A 24,887-nucleotide genomic window follows, 5' to 3' on the forward strand; every position below is an offset into this window, starting at 1 on the left:
GGTGGAAGGCGGCAGCATTCGAATCGCAGGGGTCGTCGTGCTGACTGAAGACGGCAGTTACGAAACGGTCACACTGCTAAATGCTTCCAATCGGGCTGTAGACTTGACAGGGTGGGTAATCGCAAACAAGGCTAAGCAAAAATATAAGATTCATGGCATCATCGAACCCGGACAGTTTATGTCCATCCCAGTAGCTGAACCTGCATTCTTCCGAGACAAGGGTGATATTATTACTCTACTCGACCGTAGCGGCCTAAAAGTCGCCGGAGTCTCATATACGAAGCATCAAGTGAAACCAGGCTGGACGATACTCTTTTGAATTTATACAAATAGAAGAACCGCCTTCCAATTAATAGTCGGAAGACGGCTTTTTATTTTTTTACGGATTTTTTTTGTTATATAAACTTATAATTCTTATGGTTTGGACACGGGAGTGTAAATTCCATTTACGTACACGTTATGTCCGAAGTATGTTTGGCCATTGTCCCGAAGATAAAGATCTGTATTGGATATCATATAGAAGGATAATTCATATTTTCCGGCCGTGAAAATCATATCTGCAAATGAGGGGGTAGCTTTACCCGTCTCAATGGTGCCTATATTGACCCCACCATTCCTCAATGCTTCTTTATTCGATGCGTAAAAAGCATCAAGACTGAATAAAATACCATCACCAGAAGCTTGTTTAATGGTCAACGTAGAGCCAGCAAGCTCACCTGAGTCCTCCAACTTATAAGTGCCAAGATGCAATCGTTGCCAGGCGTTAGGTATACTTTCTTTTGGGTCCGTTTTCAGGCCGATCATTACGTCCTGAACTGTCAGGATTCGGTATGGAACTCCGGAGCGTGCCTTGTCCTCGATTGAGCGATCCTCTATAAACCCGGAGTCGGTCTGCTTATAAATTATTAATTGCGAAATGGGGATTGCCCCCATATACCCAAAACCAGTTGTGTAATCAGCGATCACGATAATGTCCTTCTTACCATCACCACTTACATCTCGAAAAGAGACTGCTGAGATAGAATAAAAAGACTCTGGCGATTCGGGATCAAACTTCAATTCAGCCACAGAATCCCTGTTTTTGAAATAAAAATGCGGTCTGTTCTTTCCATTTATTTTTTCTTCAGTGGATATAAAATCAGACTCTCCAAAATTATCGAAATTGACATGGAATGTCTGGTCTTTCAGCATATCCCCTATGATTGCGTCTAATTTTCTTGGGACAGACGGAGTCGTTGAATTAGCTGAATAAGAAGTTGTATTAGATGTTTCTTTTACTGTGGTGGGATTTGGGGATGAATGGACTCCATTTACTGTAGGAGATACCATCGAATCCGCAACAGTTGCGGAAGCTTGGGATGGCTCGGAAGGTGTACTGTTACCCTTGCAGCCCGTGATGAGGAGGAGAGTAAAAGCGAAAAGAAAAAGAAGTTGTCTATTCAAACTTAATTGCCTCCGGATCAGAGAATTTACTCTAGTTATGATTTCAAATAATTTCGATAATATGTTCGATATCTGATCTTCAAAACCCTGTTTTGTTGAATTAAACTGTCGCGCTGAAAAGGCCGCCGAGCTATTTATCGGCAGCCTAGTGGTACAATATTATTATGAAGCTATCGTGTTCTTTAGTTCCACCCTTTAGCAATAACCGGTTTCTTTTTATTCTTAAAAACCCTACCTAATAAACTCAATTTCTTTTTTCGTTTGAGAGCGAGTTTAACACCTTCAATTAGTAGTCTTGATCTTAATTCGTCGCGACGATTGAGCGTGTGTAACCTCTTTATGAACTGCTTGTCCATGTTGACCATCCTCTCAAGTGTCTGTAAATGAGTAGCAGGACTTCTTATTCTGATATATATCTATTATAAGCTTGCATTGGATAAATGTTTGTCACATTATAGATGAGTATTACGCTTATTTTGTCGACATTTAGGTAGCACAAAGAGATCAGAAACACCGTCCCGACCCCAAAATGCTTATGAATGGCTGTATCTTTTCACTTGAAACTCTTATCCTGCTACACTTATGCGAAAAAAGCAGCTAATCCATACTGGACGGCTGCCTTTGTCTTTCACCTAAATTTCATTCCACAATCTTCTTAAGTTATTCATGCCTATCCGCGAACCGATTTCGCAGTCTTCCATCCCTTCGAATTCTACAGTTACATAGTCGTCATAGCCCGAGTTTTTGATCAGCTTTATGATTTCTCTGATCTCGATGTCCCCATGGCCGACGATTGCCCCCCTTAAATAATTTCCATTTGTAGTCCGGAACCAATTGCCCTCTCCCGGGTCTTGATAGTACGGTCTGAAATAAAAGTCTTTGAAATGGATTAAAGAAGCGTACGGCAGATTTTTGCGAACGCCGACAAGTGGAGCTTCGTCCACGCACATAAAATTCCCTACATCCAATGTCGTTTTAAAATTTGGGCGGTTCACTTCGGCCAGCACACGCTGCACCCGGTCGCTCGCCTGCACGGAGAAACCGTGATTTTCAATCGTTGTCGTTATGCCGTAGTTTGCCGCATAATCGGCAATAATTCGGCTTCCCCGAACGATGAGCGGTAAACTGTTTTCAAAGTATTCGATTGTCATTTTCTCCGGAGGCAGTGTAAAGGCAGTAACATCATGGCGCATATGCCTCATGCCCAATCGATGCACAAGATCAACATGCTGCTTGATGCGGTCCATCTCCGCTTCGAACTCTTCCTCCGTCCCCTGCACGAAATTAGCGGGAATTGAATAATTCGATAAGTCGATGCCAACCGATCCCGCCTTATCTCTGAGCGCATCCGCCAGCTCCAGGTTATCCACAAGCGAATAGCCATACGGAACAAGCTCCAGATGCTCGCCGCCGTTGTCTTTCACCCACTGAACTGCGTCCAGAATTGTCATTTTTTCCGACTTCAACGCCTGCAGCAAACTATAAGAACTAAGCCCGATTTTCATCTTCATACCTCCAAGTATTCATCATCGATTAACGTTCAACCTTCGTATCCGTTTACCGAAAAAGCGGCAAATTTGCGTACAATCGGCGTTGCGGCGCACGCGGTAAACCGGACTCTCAGTTCGCTTGTCTCAACCGCTGTAAATCTGTCGATTTTCTTGTGACCGATGGCGCTTCCTTTTACAAGCTCCACCCACTCGCCTTTACACTTCGCTTCAAGCACATATTCCCGTACCCGTTCGCCGTGTGCGATGTCTTCCATCAAAACGACGTGGTCGACGGATTGCTCTCCCTCCAAATAAAGCGTAACTTCCGTTCCTCCTCCTGTTGTAACGGCAAGCGGAGCATCAAACCGGCGGATTTCATCGCCCAGTTCGACTACACGCTGCACGTCCACTTCCGGCAGTAGACCGCGGTCATCAGGAGCCACGTTTAACAGCAGTGTCGCGCCATGCCCTACTGAGCGGTAATAAAGATCCATCAAGTGTTCCAAGCTGTGCAGGCTGCTCTCGTCGTCCGGATGCCAAAACCAATGGCGTCTGCGGATCGGCACATCGCACTCCGCAGGCACCCATGACGTAGTTCCTTCCATCCAAGTAAGCATGTCGCTTGTGAACATACTCTCTCTTGCGCTCTCCGCCGTATTCCAGCACGGATATGGGGCAACGCCGTCTTCGTTTCCAACCCAGCGAATCGTCGGCTGTCCCATATTGAACACCATCGCATCCGGTTGGTACTGTGTGACAAGTCCGATAATTCTCTGCCAGTCGTACTCCCGTCCCTGAGAGCCCGCCCCATCAAACCATACCTCAACAAGCGGACCGTATTGTGTCAACAGCTCAGTCAATTGTTCCGCATAGAAATCGTCGTATGCCGCTTTGTCCGAATAGCAAGGCTCATGTCGGTCCCAAGGCGATAAGTACAAACCGAACTGCAAGCCTTCCTCCCGGCAGGCATCGGACACTTCGCGAACGACGTCCCCCTGTCCGTATTTCCATGGGCTCGACTTAACCGAATAATCGGTCGTCTTCGTTGGCCATAAGCAGAACCCGTCATGATGCTTGGCCGTCAAAACAAAATATTTAAATCCGGCCTGCTTTGCTGTCCTTACCCACTGGCGCGCATCCAGCTGCGCTGGTTTGAACTTTTGTGGTGAGTCCGTGCCCTCTCCCCATTCCTGATCACAAAACGTGTTCATGCCAAAATGACAAAACATACCAAGCTCCAAGTCCTGCCAGGCCATCTGCTGAAGGGTCGGTTTCGCTAAAACATCAGTATCCATGAATGAGCCACACTCACTTTCTTTCATTTATATGATAATCGCCTTATCTATAGCAGTCAGAAATCGCATAGTTCCGCCATCAGATCAGATCCGAAGGCGGAACATAATGAAACTATCGTATTACTTTTTGGCAATTGCCTTTTGATAGATTTCGATATACTTGCCTAGCTGCAGGCCGTCAAAACCTTTTACATAGCTATCCCAATCTTTCTCAATGTCTTTGCTGCCCGTAATGAACTGCGCCATGTTGGACTTAATGTAATCGCGAATTGTCGTTTTCAGTTGGGCTGCCACTTCCGCATCTTCCAGTGCGATGAACACGCTGGACGGATACATCATCTTCGATTGGTAAGGTTCATATTTCGCCGATTCACGCTTCAGTCTAACTTCGTATGCACCTTCAGCAAAAGGATCTTGAAGGGCTGCCCACGAATCGCGGTATTGGAACGTTCGGAGAGATGGACCGATCTGTTCCCAACCATCGTTGTGCGTCGTTTTGGTTTCAGCTTTCGGAATAATGGCATATTTCGCCGGCTTGCCGTTCATATCCTGCTCGCCGTCCTTCGCTTTGCGCCATCCTTGGTCTTCCGGACCGCGCTCTTCAAGTACGATTGCTTCTTCCGTGTACAAATAGTCGGCCAAACGGATTGCGGCAATTTGCTGTTCTTTCGTTGCTTTATTCGTAATCGCCATCTGCGAGCTGCCCACTCCCGCAAAATACCCTGCTTGCTGCACACCGTTCGGTCCTTTGAGTGGAGGAACAGTTACGTATTCTCTATGGCGCGGGTGCTTTTCGTCCGGCGAGTGTGCGTAACTGATCAAAGCCGTTGTAATGCCTCCCATCACATTTGCGTCCTGGCGGTTGCCCAACTGCTGAATCGCGTCGGAATTTTGCGTAAATGACGCTGGATCGATTAGTCCTTCCTTATATAACTTGTTCAGGTACAGCAATCCCTGCTTCCATTCTGCCTTATTGGCGGCCAAATCCACTTTACTGTCCTTCAACTGGAGGAACGTGCCGCTGTCTTTGTCCACCTGGTCGTCGATAATGAACGAGTTCATCAGAAAGGAGGCAATGTTTCCTGCCCACATGTCGTCGGAACCAGTAAGCGGAATCTCGTCTTTTTTACCGTTGCCGTTCGGATCTTTTTCCTTAAATGCTTTCAGCACCTCGTAAAACTCATCCGTTGTTGTCGGCATTTTCAGCCCGAGCTTATCCAGCCAAGATTGATTAATCCACAGCTTCTGGGCGTAGTTACAGTGATAGCATTCGTTTATTTGCGGAAGCGCATAAATGTTGCCATCCGGCGCCGTGATCGAGCTCTTCAGATAAGGCAGATCGGCCATCGCTTTCTTGAAGTTCGGCGCGTATTTATCAATCAAATCATTCAGCGTAATAAATACGCCCTGTTTGCCGTACTTCATCTGCTCATCTTTGGTCAAGGACCCATGTAGAATCACTTCCGGATAATCGCCACTTGCCAGCATTAGCTGTTTGCGGTCGTTAAGTGCTTTGTCAGGTACGAGGTCCCATTTAATTTGAATGTTTGTCTTGTCCTGAACGTATTTCGTAAATGTATTGGTCTCCATATTCTCGATGCTGGCGAGCTGAGGTGCAAACATTTTGATCGTCATCGGTTTCGTTACGATCGGGTATTGTCCAACAGGTGAGAACACATCGCTAGCAACAGGCGCGCTGCCTGAAGGTGTGTTTGCTGCAGGCGTACCTGATTCTGTGCTGCAAGCACTCAAAACGAGCGAAAAGCTTAATGCTACCCCCATCGTACCCATGTAAGCTTTATTCCATTTTTTCATATAGACGACTCCTCCCGTTTTATCGAACCATGTCATTTGAACCCAAAGGAAGTAATCTAAGCTGCACGACGAACTCACCACCACCTTTCATGTTAATTGGGCTGCTTGGCCGCCAAAGCGCTACCCTTTCAATGAACCAATCATGACGCCCTTAACAAAATGCTTCTGCACGAACGGATAAATGATCAGCACGGGGGCACTCGCAACAACGATAAGCGAATACTTGAGCAAGTCCTTCAGCCCCTGCTGAGCCAGCATCTGGTCGACTTTGGACACCATGGTCGGATCGATCGTGTTCAAAATCAAAATGTTGCGCAGCACGATCTGCAGAGGGAACAAATTCGGCGATTTCAGGAAAATCAAGGCATCGAAGTAAGCGTTCCAATGGCCGACAGCATAAATCAGCGTTAGCACAGCCAGAATCGGTTTGGAGAGCGGAATCACGATACTGGTAATGAACCGGATGTCGCTGCAGCCGTCAAGTTCAGCAGCTTCGGCGATCTCATCGGGAATCGTTGTCTGGAAAAAGGTGCGAGCGACAATAACCTGAAACACCGCCATCGCTCCTGGCAAAATCATCGCCCAGCGAGTATCGAGCATATGCAGGTTTTTCACGACCAGATAGAACGGGATAAGCCCTCCGTCAAACATCATCGTGACGACTAGAAGCACCATAATAAAATTGCGGCCGTAGAACGTTTTTCTGGCCAGCGGATAAGCAAGCATGACGGTCAATACAACGTTAACAGCTGTACCGGCGACTGCATAAAAGAGCGAATTCAAGTAACCGGATACGATTTGCGGATTGCGGAACACTGCTTTATAGCCCTCCAGTGTAAAATCGACCGGAAACAGCCATACCTTACCGGATACGACAGCTTGCGGCGAGCTAAACGATGAGCTGATGATGAAAATGAGCGGGAATAGGACGACTATCAGCACCACTGTTAATAGAACGTAGATGCCGAGCAGAAACAACCGATCGCCCTGCGATTCCCGAATCGTTGTCGTTTTTAACATAAATGATCCTCCTTACTGCGGACTGACGCTCCTGAATTGTGCGCAACAACGGGTTCTTGCAGCTCCGTCCGTTTACCACAAGCTCGAATTGGACAGCTTCTTGGCTATATAGTTGACACCTACGAGAAGAATCAGGTTGACGACTGAGTTAAAGAAGCCGATTGCTGCTGAGAAGCTGAAACTGGAGCTAAGCAGACCCACCTTGTACACATAGGTCGAAATGACTTCCGACGTGCTGACGTTAAGTGGATTTTGCATCAAATATATTTTTTCGAAGCCAAGCTTCATAATGTTGCCTAAATTCAAAATAAGCAGGATGACGGATACCGGGATGAGACTCGGGATATCGATATTGATGATCTTCTGTGGTCTGGACGCGCCATCCACTTTCGCCGATTCATACAGTTCAGGGTTAACGCCTGAAAGAGCCGCTATATAAATGATGGCACCGTAACCCGTATACTGCCAAACATCTGACCAGACATAGATCGATTTGAACAAGCTGGGAATACCCATGAAGTTTGTGTTTTCCACGCCGAGCATTTGCAGAAACTTGCTGATGATTCCGACGTTTGGCGACAGTGTTACGATGAGAATGGACACCATGATAACCGTTGAAATAAAGTAAGGCGCGTAAGTGACCATCTGTACGCTCTTTTTGAAAAATCCGTTGCGTATTTCATTCAAAGCCAGCGCCAGTAGGATCGGGGCCGGAAAGCCGACAAGCAAACCGTACGTACTGATGCCGAGCGTATTCTTCATATACAACCAAAAATTCGGCGATTCAAAAAATTGTTCAAAATATTTCAAACCAACCCAGGGGCTTCCCCAAATGCCTTTGATGACGTTGTAGTCTTTGAAAGCAATGACAACACCAGCCATAGGAATATACTTAAAAATGACCAAATAAAGAAGCGGCAGTAATACAACCAAATATAACTGCCAGTGACGCTTCATTTTTTTCCCAACGATGTTTAAAGATGACTTGCTGCCGGGCAATACCGTTTTATGCTGCTTGCTGTTGTTTGGAGGTATGGATGTCCTTAATTCCTTTTGGATGATTGACATTAGCTCCTTCTCCTTTCGTCCAATGCTGATGGCGCTTCATATCTTAATACTAGATTGCGATAGCAGGATGCTGCAAGAAACAAGAATCGTGGCCCTAACCTTTTTCGCATAGCCTGAAAATACGCGCAGCTCCGGTTAATAGCCGGAGCTGCTGCTTGATAACCAATATTAAACGGATAGGTGAACAAGCTCTGCAAACTCTTTTCTACCGCTTAACCAATTTCACCCAGTCTCCCTACGTGCCGCCTCCTCGCGGAATTCGCTGGGGGAGCAGCCAATCACTTTCTTAAACGCGCGGCTGAATGAAATCGCGCTCGTATAACCGACCTGTTCGGCTACCTCCTGCATGGAAGCTTGCGATTCCGTAAGGAGACGCTGCGCAACCTGCATGCGGATATCGATCAGGAAGTCGACGAACTTCTGCCCAGTCTCTTCCTTAAACAGCTTACTTACATATTTGGCATTGATGTTGAAGTTTGAACTGAGATAATCGAGCGACATATTCGGATTGGCGTATTGTTCTTCGATGAATTTTCGCATATCGCGAATCGTAGCTGCATGCAGACGCTGCTCCTGCGCTTCCTGCAAAACGGTGCCCAGACTATTCAGCACGACTATAGTCTCTTCCCGCATTTGATCGAGAGAATGGCAATGATCAATGGTTTCACTCAGCTTTGGTAAACCATCCCGTACCCATATTTCTTGAAACTCTTTGGTCATGCCAGCCATTTCCCGGCCCAAATAGTAAATTAAATAATTCATCAGATTCGTAATTTCATCTTTCGTCAGCAGCCCCTGTTTCATTTCGCGAAACAGCTCGTCGTACTTTGTCTCCCATTCGTCTTCGAGCAATCTAAACGACTGGACAATGGAGCGAATCGCGTTCAGATGCGAGAACACTTCTGCTTGGCCGTGATTTGCGATGTGTTTGCTTGTAATGAGCCGGTTTTCCCCGAGCACAATTTTATGTTTCAGCGCCCTAAGCGCCTCTTTGTACGAATTTGCAACATCGGAAAGTTGTACAACCTGCTCACCGATACCGATAGTTACCGTAAACTTCAAGTTATCCTGCGTCCATATACGAACGCTCTCAAAAAGCTCGAGAATCTCAGAATGCTCGCTGGTCTCTTCCTCGCTGTCGACGAACACCATGACGCTGAGCTGAGACGCGGAAGTCCACTCTGCCCACAGCTCGAGCTCATGCTTGGGAGCAAGCTCTTGAATGACGCTGCGAAGCGCGAATTTAAGCAGATTCTGGTCTATGCGCGAGTATTGGCGGCAAAAGTCATTGTATTTATCCATTTCGATCACAAGCACCACTTGTCCGTCGGAAGGGCGCGGAAGCTGCAAACTGCTCGTTTCTTCTATCCACTCATCGATGGTTAATCCCGTACCGCCTTCAATGAGCTGATGAAACAAATACTTCGTTCGAAGATGCATGTCTTCTTTGTGCTTTTGCTGATACTGATTGGACTGCTCAATAATATTTACGAGCGCTGATTCGATGAATGAAAACTCATCCCCGCCCTCCTTGGACATACTTCCTGACAGCGGAAGACGGTAACCGCGAATACGCGCAACAATCTGCTCAAGCGGTTTCGAATTGCGCCTGGTCACATAAACGAGCCATATGAATCCAAACACAATCATCGCGATCCCGATAATAAACCACACATTATACAGCGAGGAGACGATATGAAAAACTTTACCGTTGATAAGTCCGCTTTGAAAGGACCATCCCGTATAGCTCGAGACGTAATTGGAGAATACCCTTGCTTGTTTCTTAGCACTCGAATCTTTAAACAAATCGTTTCCTGAAGCGTCCTGGACCCCGATAAAGCTTGCTTTCGAATCGTAGAGGTCGGCGATATTTTTTTGCAAAGAATCGGTCGCCACATTGACAACGATCATTCCTTTCTCGCTCGTTATGAACGGCGCCCCCCGGACAAGACTTATAACAGGCTTGCTGCCCTTCACCTCAAACTGTTCAAAGTCTCTAACACCCGACCAGTGTTTGGACATCTGCGGAACCATAGCCCGTTTAATGAACGGCTCATCCTTATAATTGCTGAGTTGATCGCTTGTCGCATTACTGAGAACGAAATTGTCTTCAAAACGCACCAAATAGATCGAATCGATAATGGGATAGGAAGTGATCATATCCTGCATTTTTTTTACCGCACTGATGTTGATGTAAACGTTATCTTTTGCGTCATTATTAAAGAAATCAATCAATTGCTTATTGTTAATCGATTCGGTCATCACCATATTGTCAATCGCTTTCAGGGAGGTGTCGATCAGACGCATCGCCTGCAGTGACAACATTTTGTTGGCGTTCAGCGCCTCCTTCCGGCTTTGCTCGCTTAGCAGCTGAAAAAATACGAAAAACGTAAACGTGACCACGATAAAAAAGATCGGTACATACGAAAGCAGCAGCCGATGAAATAACGTTTTTCCCATGTTCAGCCTCCCGTTTAGAATACCTGCTATTGTTTATTTCTTTATTCAGAGGTTATTCCCTTCTCCTGCTGTCGATCGAACTCTTTTTTACGGATAGTTTCTGTATCTAAGTTCATAATAAGTGGAAGATCTTACTGAGAGGTGTTGATTCCAATTCCGGAAACTATATACACGGTTTTGAAAGATACCTTCAAATCGAATGATTTTGAACAATCTGTCCATACTATTCACGACAAACGGTTTCATTTTACATATTGCAAAGCCATTGTAGACCAGGAACTCATTCATCATGAATTACTCCACCATATTCAAATCTCAGAAGCAGAAATTAATACTCTTCATGCGTTAAAAAATATGATTCCCCTTGAGAAAATCACGTTATCATCAAATTTGGAAGAGATTTCGCAAAGCTTGATTAAAGGCTTCATTTATATTCAGATGGAACCTGATTTAAATGAAGGGCTCTTAATCCATATTGCGGATCTAAAACGCGGGTATCGAAGTAATAACGAAGCGGATAACGAATACAGCGTAATTGGTCCGAAAGTCGGCTTTGTCGAAGATATCGATACCAACCTTAATTTACTCCGAAAAGAGATTATATCGGATAAACTTATGTTTGAGGAACATATCATAGGTTCTCTGTCACAAACGAGAGTAATAATTGTTTATTTAGACGGTGTTTGCAACCCCCAGCATATAAATACAGTAAGACAAAGGATCTTGATTTTGATGTGATATTTGATAGTTCGGTTCTTGACCAAATCATAGCGGATAACGCAAATTCACCATTCCCTTTATTTATGTCATCTGAACGTGTGGACAGGACAAAATTAAATCTTCTTAACGGTCAAGTCGCCATATTAAGCAGTGGTTCTCCTTATGTCATATCAGGACCTACCACTGTGTTTGATTTTTTCCTCTCACCCGAAGATTATTATCTGCCATGGGTTTTGGGTTCATTCTTTCGGTGCATACGGTATTTGGGAGTTGCCTTTTCCATTCTTGCATCTCCCTTCTATGTTGCCGTGTTAACCTTTCATTATTCCGTCATCCCGCATCTCTTCTAGCCCCGATTATCGAATCAAGAACGAATGTCCCCTTTGCGCCGATTATTGAAGTATTGCTGTTGGAATTAACCGTCGAAATGTTACGTGAAGCTGGGTCCAGATTGCCAACCAAAGTCGGACAAACGTTGGGGATTGTGGGCGGTATCGTACTCGGAGAAGCAGCCGTGCAAGCCGCTCTCACGAGCAACATATTAATCATCATTGTTTCTCTTTCGGCCCTCTCTTCTTTTGCCACACCCATTTTCAAAATGGCTAACACGATCCGTTTTTTGAGGTTTCCTTTGATGGGCTTGGCGGCAGCATGGGGTGGGTTAGGCATTATGATCGGGTTAGTGATTCTTTTAGGCCATTTGTTGAGATTAAAATCTTTGGGTACTCCCTACATTGTTCCCATGTTCCCATTTCGTTTCCGTGATTTCACAGATAGTTTTATTCGATCTTCCCTCAGTCTTACTTTTAATCGACCTCGTTTTCTACGTCCTCTCTCGATCAAAAGATATAAGGTAAAGAAAAATAACGATATTAGTAACGATTACAACAACGAATAAATTACGAAGTAAGGGAACTAGCGGCATGAATAGATTTGTCTCCCTCCTTTTCTTTTGCTTCCTATTATCGGGATGCGCAAAAGAACAAATTATAGATCGGATTAAGCTTATACAAAGTATTGGATGCGACTTGCAAGGAGATACATTTAAGGTTAGCGGTACATATACGGCGTATGAAAAAAAAGCTAGATTATTTCTATTTAATGGAGAAGTTAAATCATTTAATGAGATACTTACACCTTTCACTACGCAATCGGATCACCCTATAGCAATCGGTCAATTACGGACATTGGTTATTAGTGAAAAAATGGCCAGAAGAGGCATATCAGAGCTTGCCAGTACCGTAGTTCGTGATCCCCTTATTAGTAATCGCTCTACAATTGTTTTAACAACAGATCTGGCAAGAGATATATTATCTGAAACTTTAAAATATCCACCCATCTATTTATCAAATCTAATCAAACAAAACATGGACACTGGGAATACGCCTACAACAAATGGCCATTTATTTCTTGATCATTACTTTGGAGAAGGACAAGATGTTTATTTGCCCATTTTGGTTAAAAACCCCAAAGGTGTTTTACAAATGGACGGTGCAGGTATTTTTCAGGGTGAAAAATTAAAGCTTTTGTTGACAAATAAAGAAGGATTATTTATTAAACTCCTTAAAGATCATAAAGCCAACATCACGTCAGGCATATATGATTTCACAAATGATCAAAACGAACAAATTTCATTTAAAATTATTGATTCAAAACGAAAAATGTCTGTAATAAATGAAAAAGCTGTGATATCACTTGATCTCCAAATCGACATCCGAGATTATCCAGCATCCTTTAACGTTTTTGAAAATAAAAACGATATGCTTGAACTAAAGAAGCAAATCGAAAATAACTTAACAACCGATATCAAGACTATGCTGGAAAATTTCCAAAAGAATCTTGTAGATCCAATTGGGTTAGGCCATCAGAATAGCATTCACCAACGGAATTGGAATGAGCAAGAGTTCACTGCTCACATTTACCCAAATTTAAAATTTGATGTTCAGACAGAAGTTAAAATATTATTATTGGGAGTTGGGCATTAGTGCAGAACGTGGTTAAGGAAAACCACTTGATTTCCGGCTTTTTTGTATTTTTCCTCATCCATGCTTCTTTGGTCGGGGTTGGTGCTTTAAGTTTTCAACATTTAATTTTTGATTTTGCTGGCAACGATACTTGGATTTCAGTTCTTTTTATGGGATTAAGCCTTCATGTCATCATTTGGATGATATTTAGGATGCTTGGCAATCCAGCCAAAGATGTCATCGACTTACATCGCATACTTTTTGGTAAATTCATTGGGAATGCCGTTTCTTTAGTGATGGTCGGATATTATTTTATACTGGCTCTAACGGTCTTTCGCGGCTACATCGAAATCATACAAGTTTGGATGTTTCCAACCCTTAGAACCTGGATTCTGGCATTCCTATTCATCTGTATCATCTACTACATTGTTTCCGGAGGGTTTCGAGTATTAGCCGGGTATTGTTTTTTCGGTGTTATTTTCTCCACGCTTTTACCGCTGTTAATGTACTTCAATATCAAGTTTGGGCATATCGACAATTTATTGCCTGTGTTTAATCATTCTATGAAAGATCTGCTCACGTCATCTAAATACTCAGGCATCATGTTCATGGGATTCGAAGGTTTACTCATTTACTTTCCATTTATAAAAGCCCCAGAGAAAAATGTAAAATGGGCCCATCTCGGTTTATTTTTAAGCACACTCAAGTACTCCACACTAACGATTGTAACCCTCATGTATTTTAGTCAGGGGTTATTAAGGCATACCTACTGGCCAACTTTGTTTGATGATAAAAGTGATTGAGTTTTCACTTATTGCAAGGGTTGAATTTATTTTTATATGTATCTGGCTTATTATTATTATCCCCATGCTTTGTCTCTCGGTTTGGAGCTGTACTAGAATTATAAAAAGAGTTACGAATCTTAAACCAACGTTGTCACTATTACTGATACTGATAGCAATCTTCATAGCCACACTACCATTCAATGATCGCGTTAAGATTGATTGGTTAGGAAAGAACGTTGCAGAGATTGGATTTTATTTTATTTACGCGTATATCCCGCTGTTATTTATCCTTTATCTGATTCGCAGCAAAATCTCACAGCAAAAATCAAAGACTATACGACCCGAATAACAAAAAACCAGCCAAAACACGAAAAATGGTGTTGGACTGGTTTTTTGTGTTATCGTACTTAGTCGAATTAATCTCTATTTAGAAACATGGAAACATGTTCGGCAAACAAATCCGCGTATTGGAACATGAATCCGTGACCGGAATCCGGATAAATGATCAATTGTGCATTAGGAATTCGCTGGGACACAATATAAGAATTGATAGTCGGAACCATAATATCATGATCTCCATTAGCTACAAGAACGGGCTGCTTGATCTCTCCCAGTCGGTCGAAGGTTGAGTTCGTTCCCCAAGCCACAGCTGATTTTATTTGCGCTTGTACCGATTCAGGCTTGACTAACGGCGCTCTATCGTCTTTTCTTCTAGCAAGCCGTTCTAGATAGTTAAGCCCTGCCGCTCTGCTCGTTTCCGTCTGTTCGAAGAACAAGTAAAGGAAGTCCCTCCGGTTCGTTAACCGGCTTAAAAGCAACTTCGAACACTTCAGGTTTGCCAGACTGTGTACCTTCCCCCGTTCCACCTCCTGTACCTGCCAAGATCAAACGACGGACCAAGTCGGGGCGATCAAGCGTTACTAGCTGCGCTATATAACCTCCCATAGAGAAGCCGAGGAGATCCAATTGTTTAAGACCAAGTGCTTCAATGAATGTGACTGCGAATTTCGCCGTTCCATAGAAAGTTTCTGCTACCTCTCCTGAAGAAAATCCTACACCTGCGCTATCGAACAGGATGACCGTACGTTCCTTCGCTAATGCATTAACAAAAGCAGGATCCCAATCATCCATGGTACCTCTGAAACGTTGGCAGAATACAAGCGGAACATCGGATGGTTTACCGAAAGTCCGGTATGCGAATCGTATTCCGTCAGCTTCAATATAAGAAGTCTCAACTGTTTCTGCTGTTGCCCCACTTTGTTTAATTGCATTCATGATTTATCTTCTCCCCTGAGATTAATTTTGATAGTATTATGTCCAAAAAGTGAGTCTTATTTAAATCTTAGGCCATTTCTACTTTTCTCAAAGTCAATCTGAGGTAACCAATTGCGCAACCGATGGATAAGATTACAATTATCGCCAGTCCCCAGTAGATGTTGCTATAAGCACTCGCTTGAGGAATGTTCTTCTGCCAAACTAGGGCACTTGCTGTCATAGCAACACCGAAGGCTCCGCTAAAAAATTGGAGAAGCTGAAACAGACCGAGTCCAGATCCAATCTGAGAAGGCAGCAATATTCTAGACATTTCATTGGATACACTGCTATTCAAAATCGTTATACTAACGCTCATTAGCATATAAATCAACATGATCGAAACAAATGAAGTTCCTTCGAACAAGGCGAACAAAATGACGGAAGCAAGAAGGAACAACGGTAGAAATCTGATAATCGTGTTGTTTCCACGCGCATCAATGATACGGCCAACCCGTCGGGATACGAACACGGCTAATATCGAGCCTGGAAAAATGACAAGCCCGGCTTGAATAGCACTTAAGCCATACTGTTTAACAAGAATCTGCGGCATTAGGAATAGTGTAGCGAAGCTGCATAGATAAGCTGCAATCCCCACAGCTCCTAGAATGAGAAAAGACCGATTCAGGAATAGCGATGGGAGTACGAAAGGCTCTTTAACAGATCGGATGCGGACGATAAATAAGGCAAGAGCGATAAGCCCAATTATGAGCATGAACCAGGAATGGTTCGTTAAGAAAAGAAGCAGTCCTGTCGTTCCAACGCCAATAAACAATGCGCCTAGGGCATCAAATGACCCTTTCCGCGGCTCTTCTTTAGGAATGAGCACTACAAAGAAAGGCACTAACAGCAAAGTAACTGCCGTCACGGCGAACAAAATATGCCAGCCTAGGTATTGGACAATGGCTCCACCTACGACCGGTCCTAAACCAAGACCAAGCGAAATGGAAGACATGATCAGAGCCATTGCTTTACCCCTTCGCTCAATTGGCACATAACGTGAAATCAAATTTAGGGATAAGGCTGGGATTGAACCTGCTCCGGCTGCTTGTAGAATGCGAACGAATAGCAGCATGATAAAATTGTTACTGAACAATCCGGCGATTGCCGCAAGGCTGAGAAATAATATTCCTATAATAAAGAGCCTTCGTATTGGAATGAAATCAGCTAATCGGCTATACGTAATGGATGCCATCGCGAAAACAATGGAGTAGCCCGTCACTATCCACGATGTAGATGAAGCAGAAAGATGAAAGTCTTTTGAAACAGCAGGTAAAGCCAAATTAAACATCATCGTGTTCATGATGACGAGTACGATCGTTATACCGAGTAGAAAGGTAACCAAACCTTCTTTCATAACACCCTGATCCTTTTCATGGCTGGAAGCATTCTTCATCTTAAACGTCATTGTTTACCCCTCCCTCAAGCTTTATTCTTTTATAGTCCCAAATTTGATAAGTGAATATTAGAGTCATCCAGAATTCTTTCCTTCCCATTAAAATATCATTTAAGAATGACCATTCTTGAATAGACAGCGAGATAACAGTTCCGGCAGCGTTATCTAAGCCCAACTATACGCCATTTAAGAATGATCAGTCAACTATAATATTTGGATTTAAGGATATATATTGGTTTTTTGAAGCCATATCGATCGATATTTAAAGTATATTAGCTATTTATTTTGACTAACCGTTCTTAAATAATTATACTGTCCTTAAGGAGGTTAACCTATGCCTAGACCGAAAGAATTTGATCAAGAAATCGCTTTAGATAAAGCCATGGAGCTATTTTGGCAGCAAGGCTACGAAAGAACTTCTATTCAAGACCTCGTGGAAAAGACCGGTGTTCACCGCGGAAGCCTATATGATACATTCGGAGATAAAAATCAATTTTTCTTGACCTGCTTAGATCGGTTCCGTCAAGTTTCCAACCATAGACTTTTTTCCATCTTAGATGAACCCGGTTCTCCCAGAGAGGGTGCTTTCCCGTTTCTTTGATAAGGTAATCGATAGTGCCTTGGGTAACGGAACGCAGCGAAGGGGATGTTTTATTGCAAATACAGCCATGGAGCTGGCAGCAATCGATTCCGGCATCGCCACTAGGGTTGAAGCATATAACCTCGACATGGAGTCCCGATTTTATCATTTTCTGCTGAACGCGCAAAAACAGGGGGGAATGAAATTCCACCATACTCTACGCGAGCTTTCACGGTTTTTAGTCAATACGCGTAACGGCCTTTATGTACTTGGCAAAACCGCTTCAGATCGGCAATCTCTGCAGGACGTTGTAAAAGTAGCCTTATCTATTTTGTGATTCGATAAGGAGCAATTATAAGTACCGGAAGGGTTGCCAGCTATACAGCTGTGTAAATAAGGGCTGTCCTCAAGTAGATTTATCTTGAGGACAGCCCTTTTAGAGCTGAATATTTATGTCAGTCAGCCGAACTTCAGACACCGCAGGAACTTTTATCAAGACTTCAACGTTCTTAGTTTTTTACAGCCCCAGAATCTATTGCAGTTGAATTAAAACCTTTTACTATCAACCATATTGGGAAAATGATTTCAAATAATGCCCCTGGAATATACAGGATCAATCCAATATCATAACCGAAAATCGCTGAACAGCCACTTGCTAACAAAGCTGCATATCCAATAAGACCAATGACTGAAATAAATCGTGGCATTAGTTTCGATTTATATAATAAATAACAAAATATCAGACTACCCAAGCTAAGAACTAACATAGCCATTTCAAAGGCCATATAATGTCCTTTCATAGCTAGATTCCCTATAGTTTGAAAATAGGAATTGCCCGAAACTCCTGAGGTTATATATTCTTCGCTTAATGTTATTAGTACTAGCGGGCTGAGTATACTCACAATGAGAAGCGCAGACTCAATGAGCCTGGAACCAAAGTACCCAAGTGCTATAGCTTCGCTATGTTGTTTTAAAATTGGAAACATTAACATGGCTATGCCAACAACTGCTGCGGAGTTAATCAGCTCAAAGAATATTCCCACTATCACTTTTGTTCTGTCTGGATAGAGTTTCGCAAGAAATTCCGGATGGTTTAGAATAGATTCTAAAACCCCATTTCCTATCATGAAAGCTGCCGTCGCAATTAGAAATAATACGCCTACAATTCTTGCGGTCTTTTTGTTTGAATTCATTTTCTCTCTCCTTTGTTTTGAGATGCGGCACAACCTACTGTCTATGCCACTTGCTCAATTTACAAGGATTATATCTACAATTTGGTATTAACGTATAGATACTAAAGTATTGTTTTAGGGTTTTTAGAGGTATTGTTGTAGGGTTTCAGAGGGGGTGGGCAAACGGACGTTTAGGCTACAACAGACCCAATTCACGGGCTCGTGCTATAGCTTCGGTGCGCCTCTGGACCTGCAGCTTGCCAAAGATATTCTGATTGTGCCCTTTAACAGAACTCAAGGCGAGGAAAAGTCGCTCGCTAATTTCACGATTCGAGAATCCTTGGGCAATGAGTTGTAGTACTTCTAACTCACGCCCGCTCAATGGCTCGATAAGCGGAATGGCAGGGGGCAGATCAGATACATCTTCGCTCTGCTGCTCCTCAGCTTCAAACAAAGCAAGCAGCTTACCTATATATTCCGGTTTAATCCCATGCACTGCTGCATCGGACAATAGCCTAACCATCGGCATACCCTCGTCGACGAAGATACGGATAAAGCCGCCCGGCTCTGCCAGCGTCAGTGCGTCACCCATAAATTTCACAGCCTTGTCCTTGACGCCATGCGAATGAAGAGCAACCGCCTGTAGAACCATCACCTTGAGCCGTTCATCCTCCCAGCCCTTTGCCCCCAGCTGTTGGCGCAATAGCTCCAACACCATCAATGCTGAGGACGTGTCTCCCTGGGCCAAGTGCACCCGCGCCTTACTGATGGGGAGTTCGTGTGTCTGAGCCAGATGAGCTGCTGCCGTCTGTTTTCCCTGGTGGAGCAACGTAAGCACTTGTGCGGCAGCAACTTCAGGCATTCGATTCACTAAGCTATGCTGGCGCACGGACTGACTAGCCTTAGCTAAAGTAGCAGCAGCGCCGGCCACATCTCCATGGACAAGTTTCAGACGGGCTAGAAACACCTCAGAAGCAATGACTCCTTCCGTGTTCTCTATCTGTCGCGCTAGTTGGACACTCTGCTGCCCATGCTCTAGAGCGGCATCCATGTCGTTCCATTCGTAGCATAAACGGGCCAAGCCAAGATGCGCTTCGCAGGTAGCCGGCAGAGGCAGATCACCTGCCAACTGCAGTACGCGGCGGTAACTCTGATCCGCCATATAGAGCCGGTTTGCAGTTTCCTCTAAGTTGCCCAGGCCGATTGTAGCCATTATGGTGATGTTGTTATCCCCAATCGCCTGACTGTTACATATAGCTTCGGTATAAGCCTGGCTGGCAGCGGCACGATCTCCCTTGAGCTGGCAGGCAACCCCCAGCATCCATGCAGCGGCAGTGCGAACAGACAGGTTGTCGGGGTGAAGATACTCCAGGGCGCGTCTCGATTGGGCAATGATGGTTTCAACCTGTTGCTGGTTGACAGTCACTGTGGCCCGTATGGGGGCAATATATCCTACAATTTCCTTGGTCTTGTCCTCTGACTCAGTACTTTGCAGGGCTGCCTCAGCAGCCTGTAGTTTCTGTTCGATGCCTTTCTGTTGGCCGGCAATCATTAACGCAGCCAACGCAGCCCGTGTGGCGGCAATAAGTCCCACAAGGTCTTTGGTCTTATCGTCTGGCTCGGCACCTTGCATGGCCGCTTCAGCAGCCTGCAGTTTCTGTTCGATGCCGGTTGGTTTGCCGGCAATCACTAACACCGAAGCATACATCACCCACAACGACGGCCTAGCATCCAGTACCTCCGCCCGTAGTGACTCCAGCCAATTCAGTACAGGGGCAACCGCGCCGCGAAGGTGCAGAGGCATCCCCTCTCCTTCAACCAGTCGCGCTGCACGCTCAACATCGTTAGCGGCAGCAGCATGGTGAAAAGCTTCAATCTCCAGGCCATTGTTTTCAAACCATACGCTAGCACGTTTGTGTAGTTCTGCCATGCCACTACCATCATCCTCTGTAGAAGTGACAGTACTCTGGTGCAGCCGCTGCCGAAGCAAATCAGCAAAGAGATGGTGATAGCGGTACCAACACCGCTCGTTGTCCAAGGGGACGATGAACAGGTTGGTGCGTTCGAGATATTTAAGGGTTTCTTGCCCGGAAGATGAGGGGTCAAGCAGGACGGCATCACAAAGGGGACCGCACAGGCGGTCGAGGATAGACGTGCGCAACAAGAAAGTCTGAACGCTTTCGGACTGATGTTGCAAAACTTCTTCAACCAGATAGTCAAGTACGAAATGGTGGCTTCCGGTGAATGATCGGATAAAGCTGGCTGCGTCTTTATGTCCATGCATGGAGATCGCGGCTAATTGCAGGCCGGCAATCCATCCTTCGGTGCGGCGTTTCCAAGGCGGCTATGTCTTCCGATGAAAGGTTTAGGCCCATCACCTGGTTGAGAAATCCGGCGGCTTCGAAAGAGGTAAACCGCAAGTCTGCGCCACGCAATTCGGTCAATTGGTTCCGGACGCGTAACCGAGCCAGGGGCAGATTCGGCTCTTCACGAGTAATGATAACCAGGTGCATCTGTGGCGGCAGGTGCTCGAGCATAAAGGTGAGTATATCATTAACCGGTTTGGCATTAATAACGTGGAAGTCGTCAAGTACAAGGACGAAATTGTCCGGGATGGTGGTAATTTCATTGAGCAGGATCGTCAGAATCGATTCGGTTGGCGGTGGCTGAGGGGATTGGAGCACAGCAAACACGCCTTCTCCTATATTCGCCGCAATCGTCTGTAAAGCAGCAACTAAGTATGTAAGAAGGCGTGCCGGGTCGTTATCCACTTCATCCAGCGACAGCCAGGCGGCCGGTCGCTCGCAACCGGCGAGCCATTCGCTGACCAGTGTGGTTTTACCAAAGCCTGCTGAGGCAGAGATGAGGGTCAGTTTACGGTGCAGCCCCTCGTTCAGCCGCTCAATCAGACGAGGGCGTAATACCACTTTAGTCCGAAGCTGGGGGATGTATAGTTTAGTTGCTAAAATTGGCATATTCATAGATCAAATATAACATTGCAGTTCTTCGCCATCAACTTAATCCTTCCACACATTACAGGTTGACTGCCTTACTTTAAGCAGTTATATCAGCCCTTTGTGGCACCTGCTGCGACTCCTTTGATGAAATACTTTTGCAGCGCTATAAAAGCAATAAGAACAGGAACGATCGACATGGCTGTACCTGCAAATACCATATCCCATTGAGACGCATACTCGCCTACAAAACCAAATATTTCCACAATCATTGTTTTTGGCTTATCGGATGGAAGCACCAGGCTTGGCATCAAAAAGTCGTTCCAAATTCCGAGGCCTTGTAGCACTACCATACTTGCCGTACACGGTCCCAGCAGCGGAAATACAATACGCCAAAATATACCGTATTTAGAGCATCCGTCAATTTCTGCGGCTTCCTCAATCTCACGAGGAATCCCCTTCAAGAAGCTCGTATACAGCAAGCATCCGAAACCGACCGAACCGGAAATATAGATGAGAACCGGGGATCCTAAACTTCCATATAGCCCCAGCATTTTCATTTCTTTGAACAACGGAATCATATACACTTGAAAAGGAATCATCATCCCGGCTAGAAAGTATACATATACAAGATATGTCCATATTTTGTTCGTCCGTTCAATTGCATAAGCCGCCATCGGAATAACACCAACCATGCAAATAATCGAGACTAAGGTCAATAGAATACTATTCAACATTGCATGAGGAAAATCAGTCTTTGTTAATAAATATTTAAAACTTTCTACATACAAGCTGGTTGGAAATGCGATCGCATCTCGCAATATCTCCCCATTGCTTTTAAATGCTGATATGAGAGTGAAATAAATGGGAAAAAAGAAAATGACGGCGATTACAAGAGTTATGGCAAAGAGGAGCAGATCTAACCCTTTTTTTTGTTTTTGTGTTTTCATGTTACATCTGAACCTCCCTTTTGCGAAGAACCTTAATTTGAATAATCGAGACAATCATAATCAGTATGAATAATACAAGCGATAGTGCCGTTCCATAACCCTGTCTTAACTCACCAAAACCTACTTTATAGATGATATAAGTCAATGTTTCTGTCGAGAAACCAGGACCACCATCGGTCATAACGGCGATTTGATCGAATATTTTCAAAGATCCAATCATCGACAGCATCATACATACCGTAAAGGCACCCGCAAGCAAAGGAAATGTGATATGTCTGAATTGCTGCCAGCGGTTTGCTCCATCAATACTTGCCGCTTCGGTTAATTCAGGCGGGATCCCTTGAAGGCCGGCTAAATAAATGATCATATAGTAGCCTGATGCCTTCCAAACCGTAAAGATGATGATCGCGATGAGTGCATAATCTGGATTTCCAAGCCAATCAAGCTTAAGAGAAGATAAGTTTAACTTATCCAGTATCTGCGTAAGCACACCGAAATTATAGTTCAAAATAATCGTCCAAACGAAACCCAAAACGATACCGCTTAGTAGAACCGGCAAATAAAATATGCTTCTAAAGAGGTTTCGGAACCATTTCACTTGATCAACCAGCATAGCCAAGGCTAATGCAACCGCATTTTCTAAAACAACCAAGACAATGGAAAGAATCAGTGTGTTTTTGAGAGCGTTATGCACGCGGTCACTGTGCCACATTTCTACAAAGTTATCAAAGCCAATATAACGGATGTCATTGCTAATTCCGTCCCATGAAGTAAAACTGAGATACACACTGCCGAATGTAGGAATAATTACGAACATGGTATATAGAATAAAAGCTGGTAAAAGAAATAGTACGGAATAGGAAATCCACGACCTCTTTCTCTTTTCTGGTTGTATGGTGGTTGCCATTCTCTCACGCTCCAATCGGCTTAGAGAAGGAGAACCTCCGCTGCCCGCAGAGGTTCCTTCAATAGATCCGAGTATTATTTTTTCATTGCTTTAACTGCAGCATCCCATTCCGCATCCGCTTTTTTCATTTGTTCTACGCTGAAGTCCTTTTTAATTATCCAATCCTGAGCAAGCTTATAGAACCAGTTGCGCCATGTTGGAGGCATTTGATTCTCACCCCAGAACGCATTGATTTGAAGGGATTTAATTGTCTTCGGATCAGCCATCAAATCGAGAACCTCTTTAAGCTGTGGACTAGCTTCATAACTGATTTTCTCTTTGGTAGAAGGAATTGCGCTTGCTGCTTTCAGATAAGCCGCATAATTGTCTTTGCTGAAGAAGAACTTAATGAATTCACTCATCGCTGCCACTTTATCCGGATCTTTAGCTGCCGCAGCAGATAATGACCAACCAGAAGGTTTCGCCAACCCGTTCACAATAATTCTGCCTTTTTGATCTGGAACCGGATAGAAACCAAATTCGAATTTAGGATCTGCTTGCGCAATTTGCGGGAACATCCAAGGGCCGGAAAACAAGCTGGCTGCTTTGCCTGTTACAAGCATCGAAGCCGTTTGGTTATCAGCTGTACTCATGAAGCCCGGATCAACATATCCTTTAGTGAAAAGCTCAGTGAAAAGCGTCATTGCTTTCATTGGTCCAGCGTCCGTGAAACTTACTTGGCCTTTAGAACGCTTGGAATTCCAATTAGGGTCATCGCCAAGAACTTCATCCATCAAATATTTATTAATCCAGAAGCCCCAGTGGAAAATATCCTTACCACCCATTACGATTGGCGAAATGCCTTTGGCCTTCAACTTCTCTTGTGCTGCAAGAAAGTCAGCATAAGTCTTAGGCTCTTCTGTTATGCCTGCATCTGCATAAGCCTTTTTGCTGTAAATAATCCCATGTGGCGCTTCCAAAGCAATAGGCGCATTATAGACTTTACCGTTCACTTGAGGAATGGAATCGAATAATCCTTGCAGTTCCTTAGGCAATTCTGCAAGCTTGCCATTGTCTGCGAATAGCTGTGTGTCACGCATCTCAACCAGATCCGGGAATTCGCCAACAGCATCTTTCGTTTTTAAGAAATCGAGGTAGGAAGCAGAAGTAACCTCAGTGAGATTTTTAATTTTGATATGTGGAAATGCCTTGCCGAAGGCGGCAATTGAATCTTCCACCGCTTTTTTCGTCGCTGGATCGCCTGGTGCATAAATGATACTGAAAGTTACGTCTTTCTTAGGTGCTTCGCTGACTTTAGCTGAAGCTGCGGGAGAAGCGCTGGAACCTGTATTCGATGCTTTACCGCCGCATCCCGTTAATGCAAGGGCTAGAGCTGTCGAGCCAACTAATACTTTTGCAAATTTTTTAGCCATCTTAGATAAACCTCCCTATATATTCAATCCCTTAGACGAAAGCATATTGGCCGCTTCATTTGTTCGTCCACATTAGCATCCGTTCTGTGACTTAAGATTAACACATGCATTTTTGCTTTAGAATGAAGTTTTTTAAGCTTAATAT

The 24,887-nt window shown here is 44.3% G+C and carries 22 protein-coding genes and 1 pseudogene; 7 read left to right on the forward strand and 16 right to left on the reverse strand.

What is annotated here, in order from left to right:
* Position 1 precedes the first annotated feature (1 nt).
* Positions 2-319, forward strand: a complete 318-nt coding sequence (locus QFZ81_RS23290) for a lamin tail domain-containing protein (protein ID WP_307607001.1) — start codon at positions 2-4, stop codon at positions 317-319.
* Positions 320-414: 95 nt separating this feature from the next.
* On the opposite strand, the gene QFZ81_RS23295 is transcribed toward QFZ81_RS23290, so the two are convergent.
* From QFZ81_RS23295 to QFZ81_RS23325, 7 genes are all read right to left on the reverse strand, one after another.
* Positions 415-1,443, reverse strand: coding sequence for a hypothetical protein (locus QFZ81_RS23295; RefSeq protein ID WP_307604954.1), 1,029 nt, complete (start codon positions 1,441-1,443; stop codon positions 415-417).
* 632 nt (positions 1,444-2,075) lie between these two features.
* Positions 2,076-2,948 carry a sugar phosphate isomerase/epimerase family protein gene (locus QFZ81_RS23300; RefSeq protein WP_307604956.1) on the reverse strand — a complete coding sequence of 291 codons (873 nt, stop codon included), beginning with the start codon at positions 2,946-2,948 and terminating at the stop codon, positions 2,076-2,078.
* Positions 2,949-2,983: 35 nt separating this feature from the next.
* Entirely contained in the window at positions 2,984-4,228 is a 1,245-nt protein-coding gene (locus QFZ81_RS23305; protein WP_307604958.1) for an alpha-L-fucosidase, read from the reverse strand.
* A 120-nt stretch (positions 4,229-4,348) separates the two neighbouring features.
* Positions 4,349-6,043, reverse strand: coding sequence for an ABC transporter substrate-binding protein (locus tag QFZ81_RS23310; protein WP_307604959.1), 1,695 nt, complete (start codon positions 6,041-6,043; stop codon positions 4,349-4,351).
* A gap of 120 nt (positions 6,044-6,163) precedes the next feature.
* A complete protein-coding gene (locus tag QFZ81_RS23315; RefSeq protein ID WP_307604961.1) occupies positions 6,164-7,063 on the reverse strand; it encodes a carbohydrate ABC transporter permease in 900 nt (299 codons plus the stop codon).
* 72 nt (positions 7,064-7,135) lie between these two features.
* Complete coding sequence (locus QFZ81_RS23320; protein WP_307449578.1) at positions 7,136-8,020, reverse strand: ABC transporter permease; 885 nt, start codon at positions 8,018-8,020, stop codon at positions 7,136-7,138.
* Positions 8,021-8,353: 333 nt separating this feature from the next.
* A complete protein-coding gene (locus QFZ81_RS23325; RefSeq protein ID WP_307604964.1) occupies positions 8,354-10,591 on the reverse strand; it encodes a helix-turn-helix domain-containing protein in 2,238 nt (745 codons plus the stop codon).
* 141 nt (positions 10,592-10,732) lie between these two features.
* Here QFZ81_RS23325 and QFZ81_RS23330 point away from each other — a divergent pair.
* The 4 genes and pseudogenes from QFZ81_RS23330 to QFZ81_RS37455 all read left to right on the forward strand — a co-directional run bounded on the left by QFZ81_RS23330 (position 10,733) and on the right by QFZ81_RS37455 (position 14,409).
* Positions 10,733-12,209: pseudogene (locus tag QFZ81_RS23330) on the forward strand (spore germination protein).
* A 25-nt stretch (positions 12,210-12,234) separates the two neighbouring features.
* The gene (locus QFZ81_RS23335) at positions 12,235-13,296 is read left to right on the forward strand and encodes a Ger(x)C family spore germination protein (RefSeq protein WP_307604965.1); all 1,062 of its coding nucleotides are present in this window, start codon (positions 12,235-12,237) and stop codon (positions 13,294-13,296) included.
* Positions 13,296-14,078, forward strand: coding sequence for a GerAB/ArcD/ProY family transporter (locus tag QFZ81_RS23340; RefSeq protein WP_307604967.1), 783 nt, complete (start codon positions 13,296-13,298; stop codon positions 14,076-14,078). Before QFZ81_RS23335 ends, QFZ81_RS23340 begins: the two co-directional genes overlap by 1 nt.
* Positions 14,062-14,409: a GerAB/ArcD/ProY family transporter gene (locus QFZ81_RS37455; protein WP_373463705.1), complete on the forward strand. Its 348-nt coding sequence runs from the start codon at positions 14,062-14,064 to the stop codon at positions 14,407-14,409. The genes QFZ81_RS23340 and QFZ81_RS37455 overlap by 17 nt, the downstream gene beginning before the upstream one ends.
* A gap of 67 nt (positions 14,410-14,476) precedes the next feature.
* Here QFZ81_RS37455 and QFZ81_RS23345 read toward each other — a convergent pair whose 3' ends face one another.
* The 3 genes from QFZ81_RS23345 to QFZ81_RS23355 all read right to left on the reverse strand — a co-directional run bounded on the left by QFZ81_RS23345 (position 14,477) and on the right by QFZ81_RS23355 (position 16,779).
* The gene (locus tag QFZ81_RS23345) at positions 14,477-14,836 is read right to left on the reverse strand and encodes an alpha/beta fold hydrolase (RefSeq protein ID WP_307604969.1); all 360 of its coding nucleotides are present in this window, start codon (positions 14,834-14,836) and stop codon (positions 14,477-14,479) included.
* Positions 14,793-15,335 (reverse strand): alpha/beta fold hydrolase, encoded by a 543-nt coding sequence (locus QFZ81_RS23350; RefSeq protein WP_307604971.1) that lies wholly within the window; start codon positions 15,333-15,335, stop codon positions 14,793-14,795. Before QFZ81_RS23350 ends, QFZ81_RS23345 begins: the two co-directional genes overlap by 44 nt.
* A 67-nt stretch (positions 15,336-15,402) precedes the next feature.
* On the reverse strand, positions 15,403-16,779 hold the full coding sequence (locus QFZ81_RS23355; RefSeq protein WP_307441049.1) for an MFS transporter: 1,377 nt from the start codon (positions 16,777-16,779) through the stop codon (positions 15,403-15,405).
* 322 nt (positions 16,780-17,101) lie between these two features.
* Here QFZ81_RS23355 and QFZ81_RS37460 point away from each other — a divergent pair, with 322 nt between their 5' ends.
* Positions 17,102-17,368, forward strand: coding sequence for a TetR/AcrR family transcriptional regulator (locus QFZ81_RS37460; RefSeq protein ID WP_373463706.1), 267 nt, complete (start codon positions 17,102-17,104; stop codon positions 17,366-17,368).
* Between the two features lie 19 nt (positions 17,369-17,387).
* The gene (locus tag QFZ81_RS23365; RefSeq protein ID WP_307604973.1) at positions 17,388-17,684 is read left to right on the forward strand and encodes a TetR family transcriptional regulator C-terminal domain-containing protein; all 297 of its coding nucleotides are present in this window, start codon (positions 17,388-17,390) and stop codon (positions 17,682-17,684) included.
* 172 nt (positions 17,685-17,856) lie between these two features.
* Here the strand turns inward: QFZ81_RS23365 and QFZ81_RS23370 are convergent, their stop codons facing one another.
* From QFZ81_RS23370 to QFZ81_RS23395, 6 genes are all read right to left on the reverse strand, one after another.
* Positions 17,857-18,540 (reverse strand): DUF4386 domain-containing protein, encoded by a 684-nt coding sequence (locus QFZ81_RS23370; protein ID WP_307441045.1) that lies wholly within the window; start codon positions 18,538-18,540, stop codon positions 17,857-17,859.
* A 175-nt stretch (positions 18,541-18,715) separates the two neighbouring features.
* On the reverse strand, positions 18,716-20,803 hold the full coding sequence (locus tag QFZ81_RS23375) for a winged helix-turn-helix domain-containing protein (protein WP_307604975.1): 2,088 nt from the start codon (positions 20,801-20,803) through the stop codon (positions 18,716-18,718).
* On the reverse strand, positions 20,790-21,500 hold the full coding sequence (locus tag QFZ81_RS37600; protein ID WP_307604977.1) for a MalT transcriptional regulator family protein: 711 nt from the start codon (positions 21,498-21,500) through the stop codon (positions 20,790-20,792). The genes QFZ81_RS23375 and QFZ81_RS37600 overlap by 14 nt, the downstream gene beginning before the upstream one ends.
* An 86-nt stretch (positions 21,501-21,586) precedes the next feature.
* Complete coding sequence (locus QFZ81_RS23385) at positions 21,587-22,423, reverse strand: carbohydrate ABC transporter permease (RefSeq protein ID WP_307604979.1); 837 nt, start codon at positions 22,421-22,423, stop codon at positions 21,587-21,589.
* Position 22,424: 1 nt separating this feature from the next.
* Positions 22,425-23,330 (reverse strand): carbohydrate ABC transporter permease, encoded by a 906-nt coding sequence (locus QFZ81_RS23390; protein ID WP_307604981.1) that lies wholly within the window; start codon positions 23,328-23,330, stop codon positions 22,425-22,427.
* A gap of 74 nt (positions 23,331-23,404) precedes the next feature.
* Positions 23,405-24,742, reverse strand: coding sequence for an ABC transporter substrate-binding protein (locus QFZ81_RS23395; RefSeq protein WP_307441035.1), 1,338 nt, complete (start codon positions 24,740-24,742; stop codon positions 23,405-23,407).
* Positions 24,743-24,887 lie beyond the last annotated feature (145 nt).

Source organism: Paenibacillus sp. V4I9 (genome assembly GCF_030817295.1).
GTDB lineage: Bacteria > Bacillota > Bacilli > Paenibacillales > NBRC-103111 > Paenibacillus_E.

Bases quoted from the DNA above. Each gene is read 5' to 3' on its own strand.
- QFZ81_RS23300 (WP_307604956.1), bottom strand. From the start codon at position 2,948: ATGAAAATCGGGCTTAGTTCTTATAGTTTGCTGCAGGCGTTGAAGTCG.
- QFZ81_RS23305 (WP_307604958.1), bottom strand. From the start codon at position 4,228: ATGGATACTGATGTTTTAGCGAAACCGACCCTTCAGCAGATGGCCTGG.
- QFZ81_RS23310 (WP_307604959.1), bottom strand. From the start codon at position 6,043: ATGAAAAAATGGAATAAAGCTTACATGGGTACGATGGGGGTAGCATTA.
- QFZ81_RS23315 (WP_307604961.1), bottom strand. From the start codon at position 7,063: ATGTTAAAAACGACAACGATTCGGGAATCGCAGGGCGATCGGTTGTTT.
- QFZ81_RS23320 (WP_307449578.1), bottom strand. From the start codon at position 8,020: ATGAAGCGTCACTGGCAGTTATATTTGGTTGTATTACTGCCGCTTCTT.
- QFZ81_RS23325 (WP_307604964.1), bottom strand. From the start codon at position 10,591: ATGGGAAAAACGTTATTTCATCGGCTGCTGCTTTCGTATGTACCGATC.
- QFZ81_RS23335 (WP_307604965.1), top strand. From the start codon at position 12,235: ATGAATAGATTTGTCTCCCTCCTTTTCTTTTGCTTCCTATTATCGGGA.
- QFZ81_RS37455 (WP_373463705.1), top strand. From the start codon at position 14,062: ATGATAAAAGTGATTGAGTTTTCACTTATTGCAAGGGTTGAATTTATT.
- QFZ81_RS23350 (WP_307604971.1), bottom strand. From the start codon at position 15,335: ATGAATGCAATTAAACAAAGTGGGGCAACAGCAGAAACAGTTGAGACT.
- QFZ81_RS23355 (WP_307441049.1), bottom strand. From the start codon at position 16,779: ATGACGTTTAAGATGAAGAATGCTTCCAGCCATGAAAAGGATCAGGGT.
- QFZ81_RS37460 (WP_373463706.1), top strand. From the start codon at position 17,102: ATGCCTAGACCGAAAGAATTTGATCAAGAAATCGCTTTAGATAAAGCC.
- QFZ81_RS23370 (WP_307441045.1), bottom strand. From the start codon at position 18,540: ATGAATTCAAACAAAAAGACCGCAAGAATTGTAGGCGTATTATTTCTA.
- QFZ81_RS23375 (WP_307604975.1), bottom strand. From the start codon at position 20,803: ATGCATGGACATAAAGACGCAGCCAGCTTTATCCGATCATTCACCGGA.
- QFZ81_RS37600 (WP_307604977.1), bottom strand. From the start codon at position 21,500: ATGAATATGCCAATTTTAGCAACTAAACTATACATCCCCCAGCTTCGG.
- QFZ81_RS23385 (WP_307604979.1), bottom strand. From the start codon at position 22,423: ATGAAAACACAAAAACAAAAAAAAGGGTTAGATCTGCTCCTCTTTGCC.
- QFZ81_RS23390 (WP_307604981.1), bottom strand. From the start codon at position 23,330: ATGGCAACCACCATACAACCAGAAAAGAGAAAGAGGTCGTGGATTTCC.
- QFZ81_RS23395 (WP_307441035.1), bottom strand. From the start codon at position 24,742: ATGGCTAAAAAATTTGCAAAAGTATTAGTTGGCTCGACAGCTCTAGCC.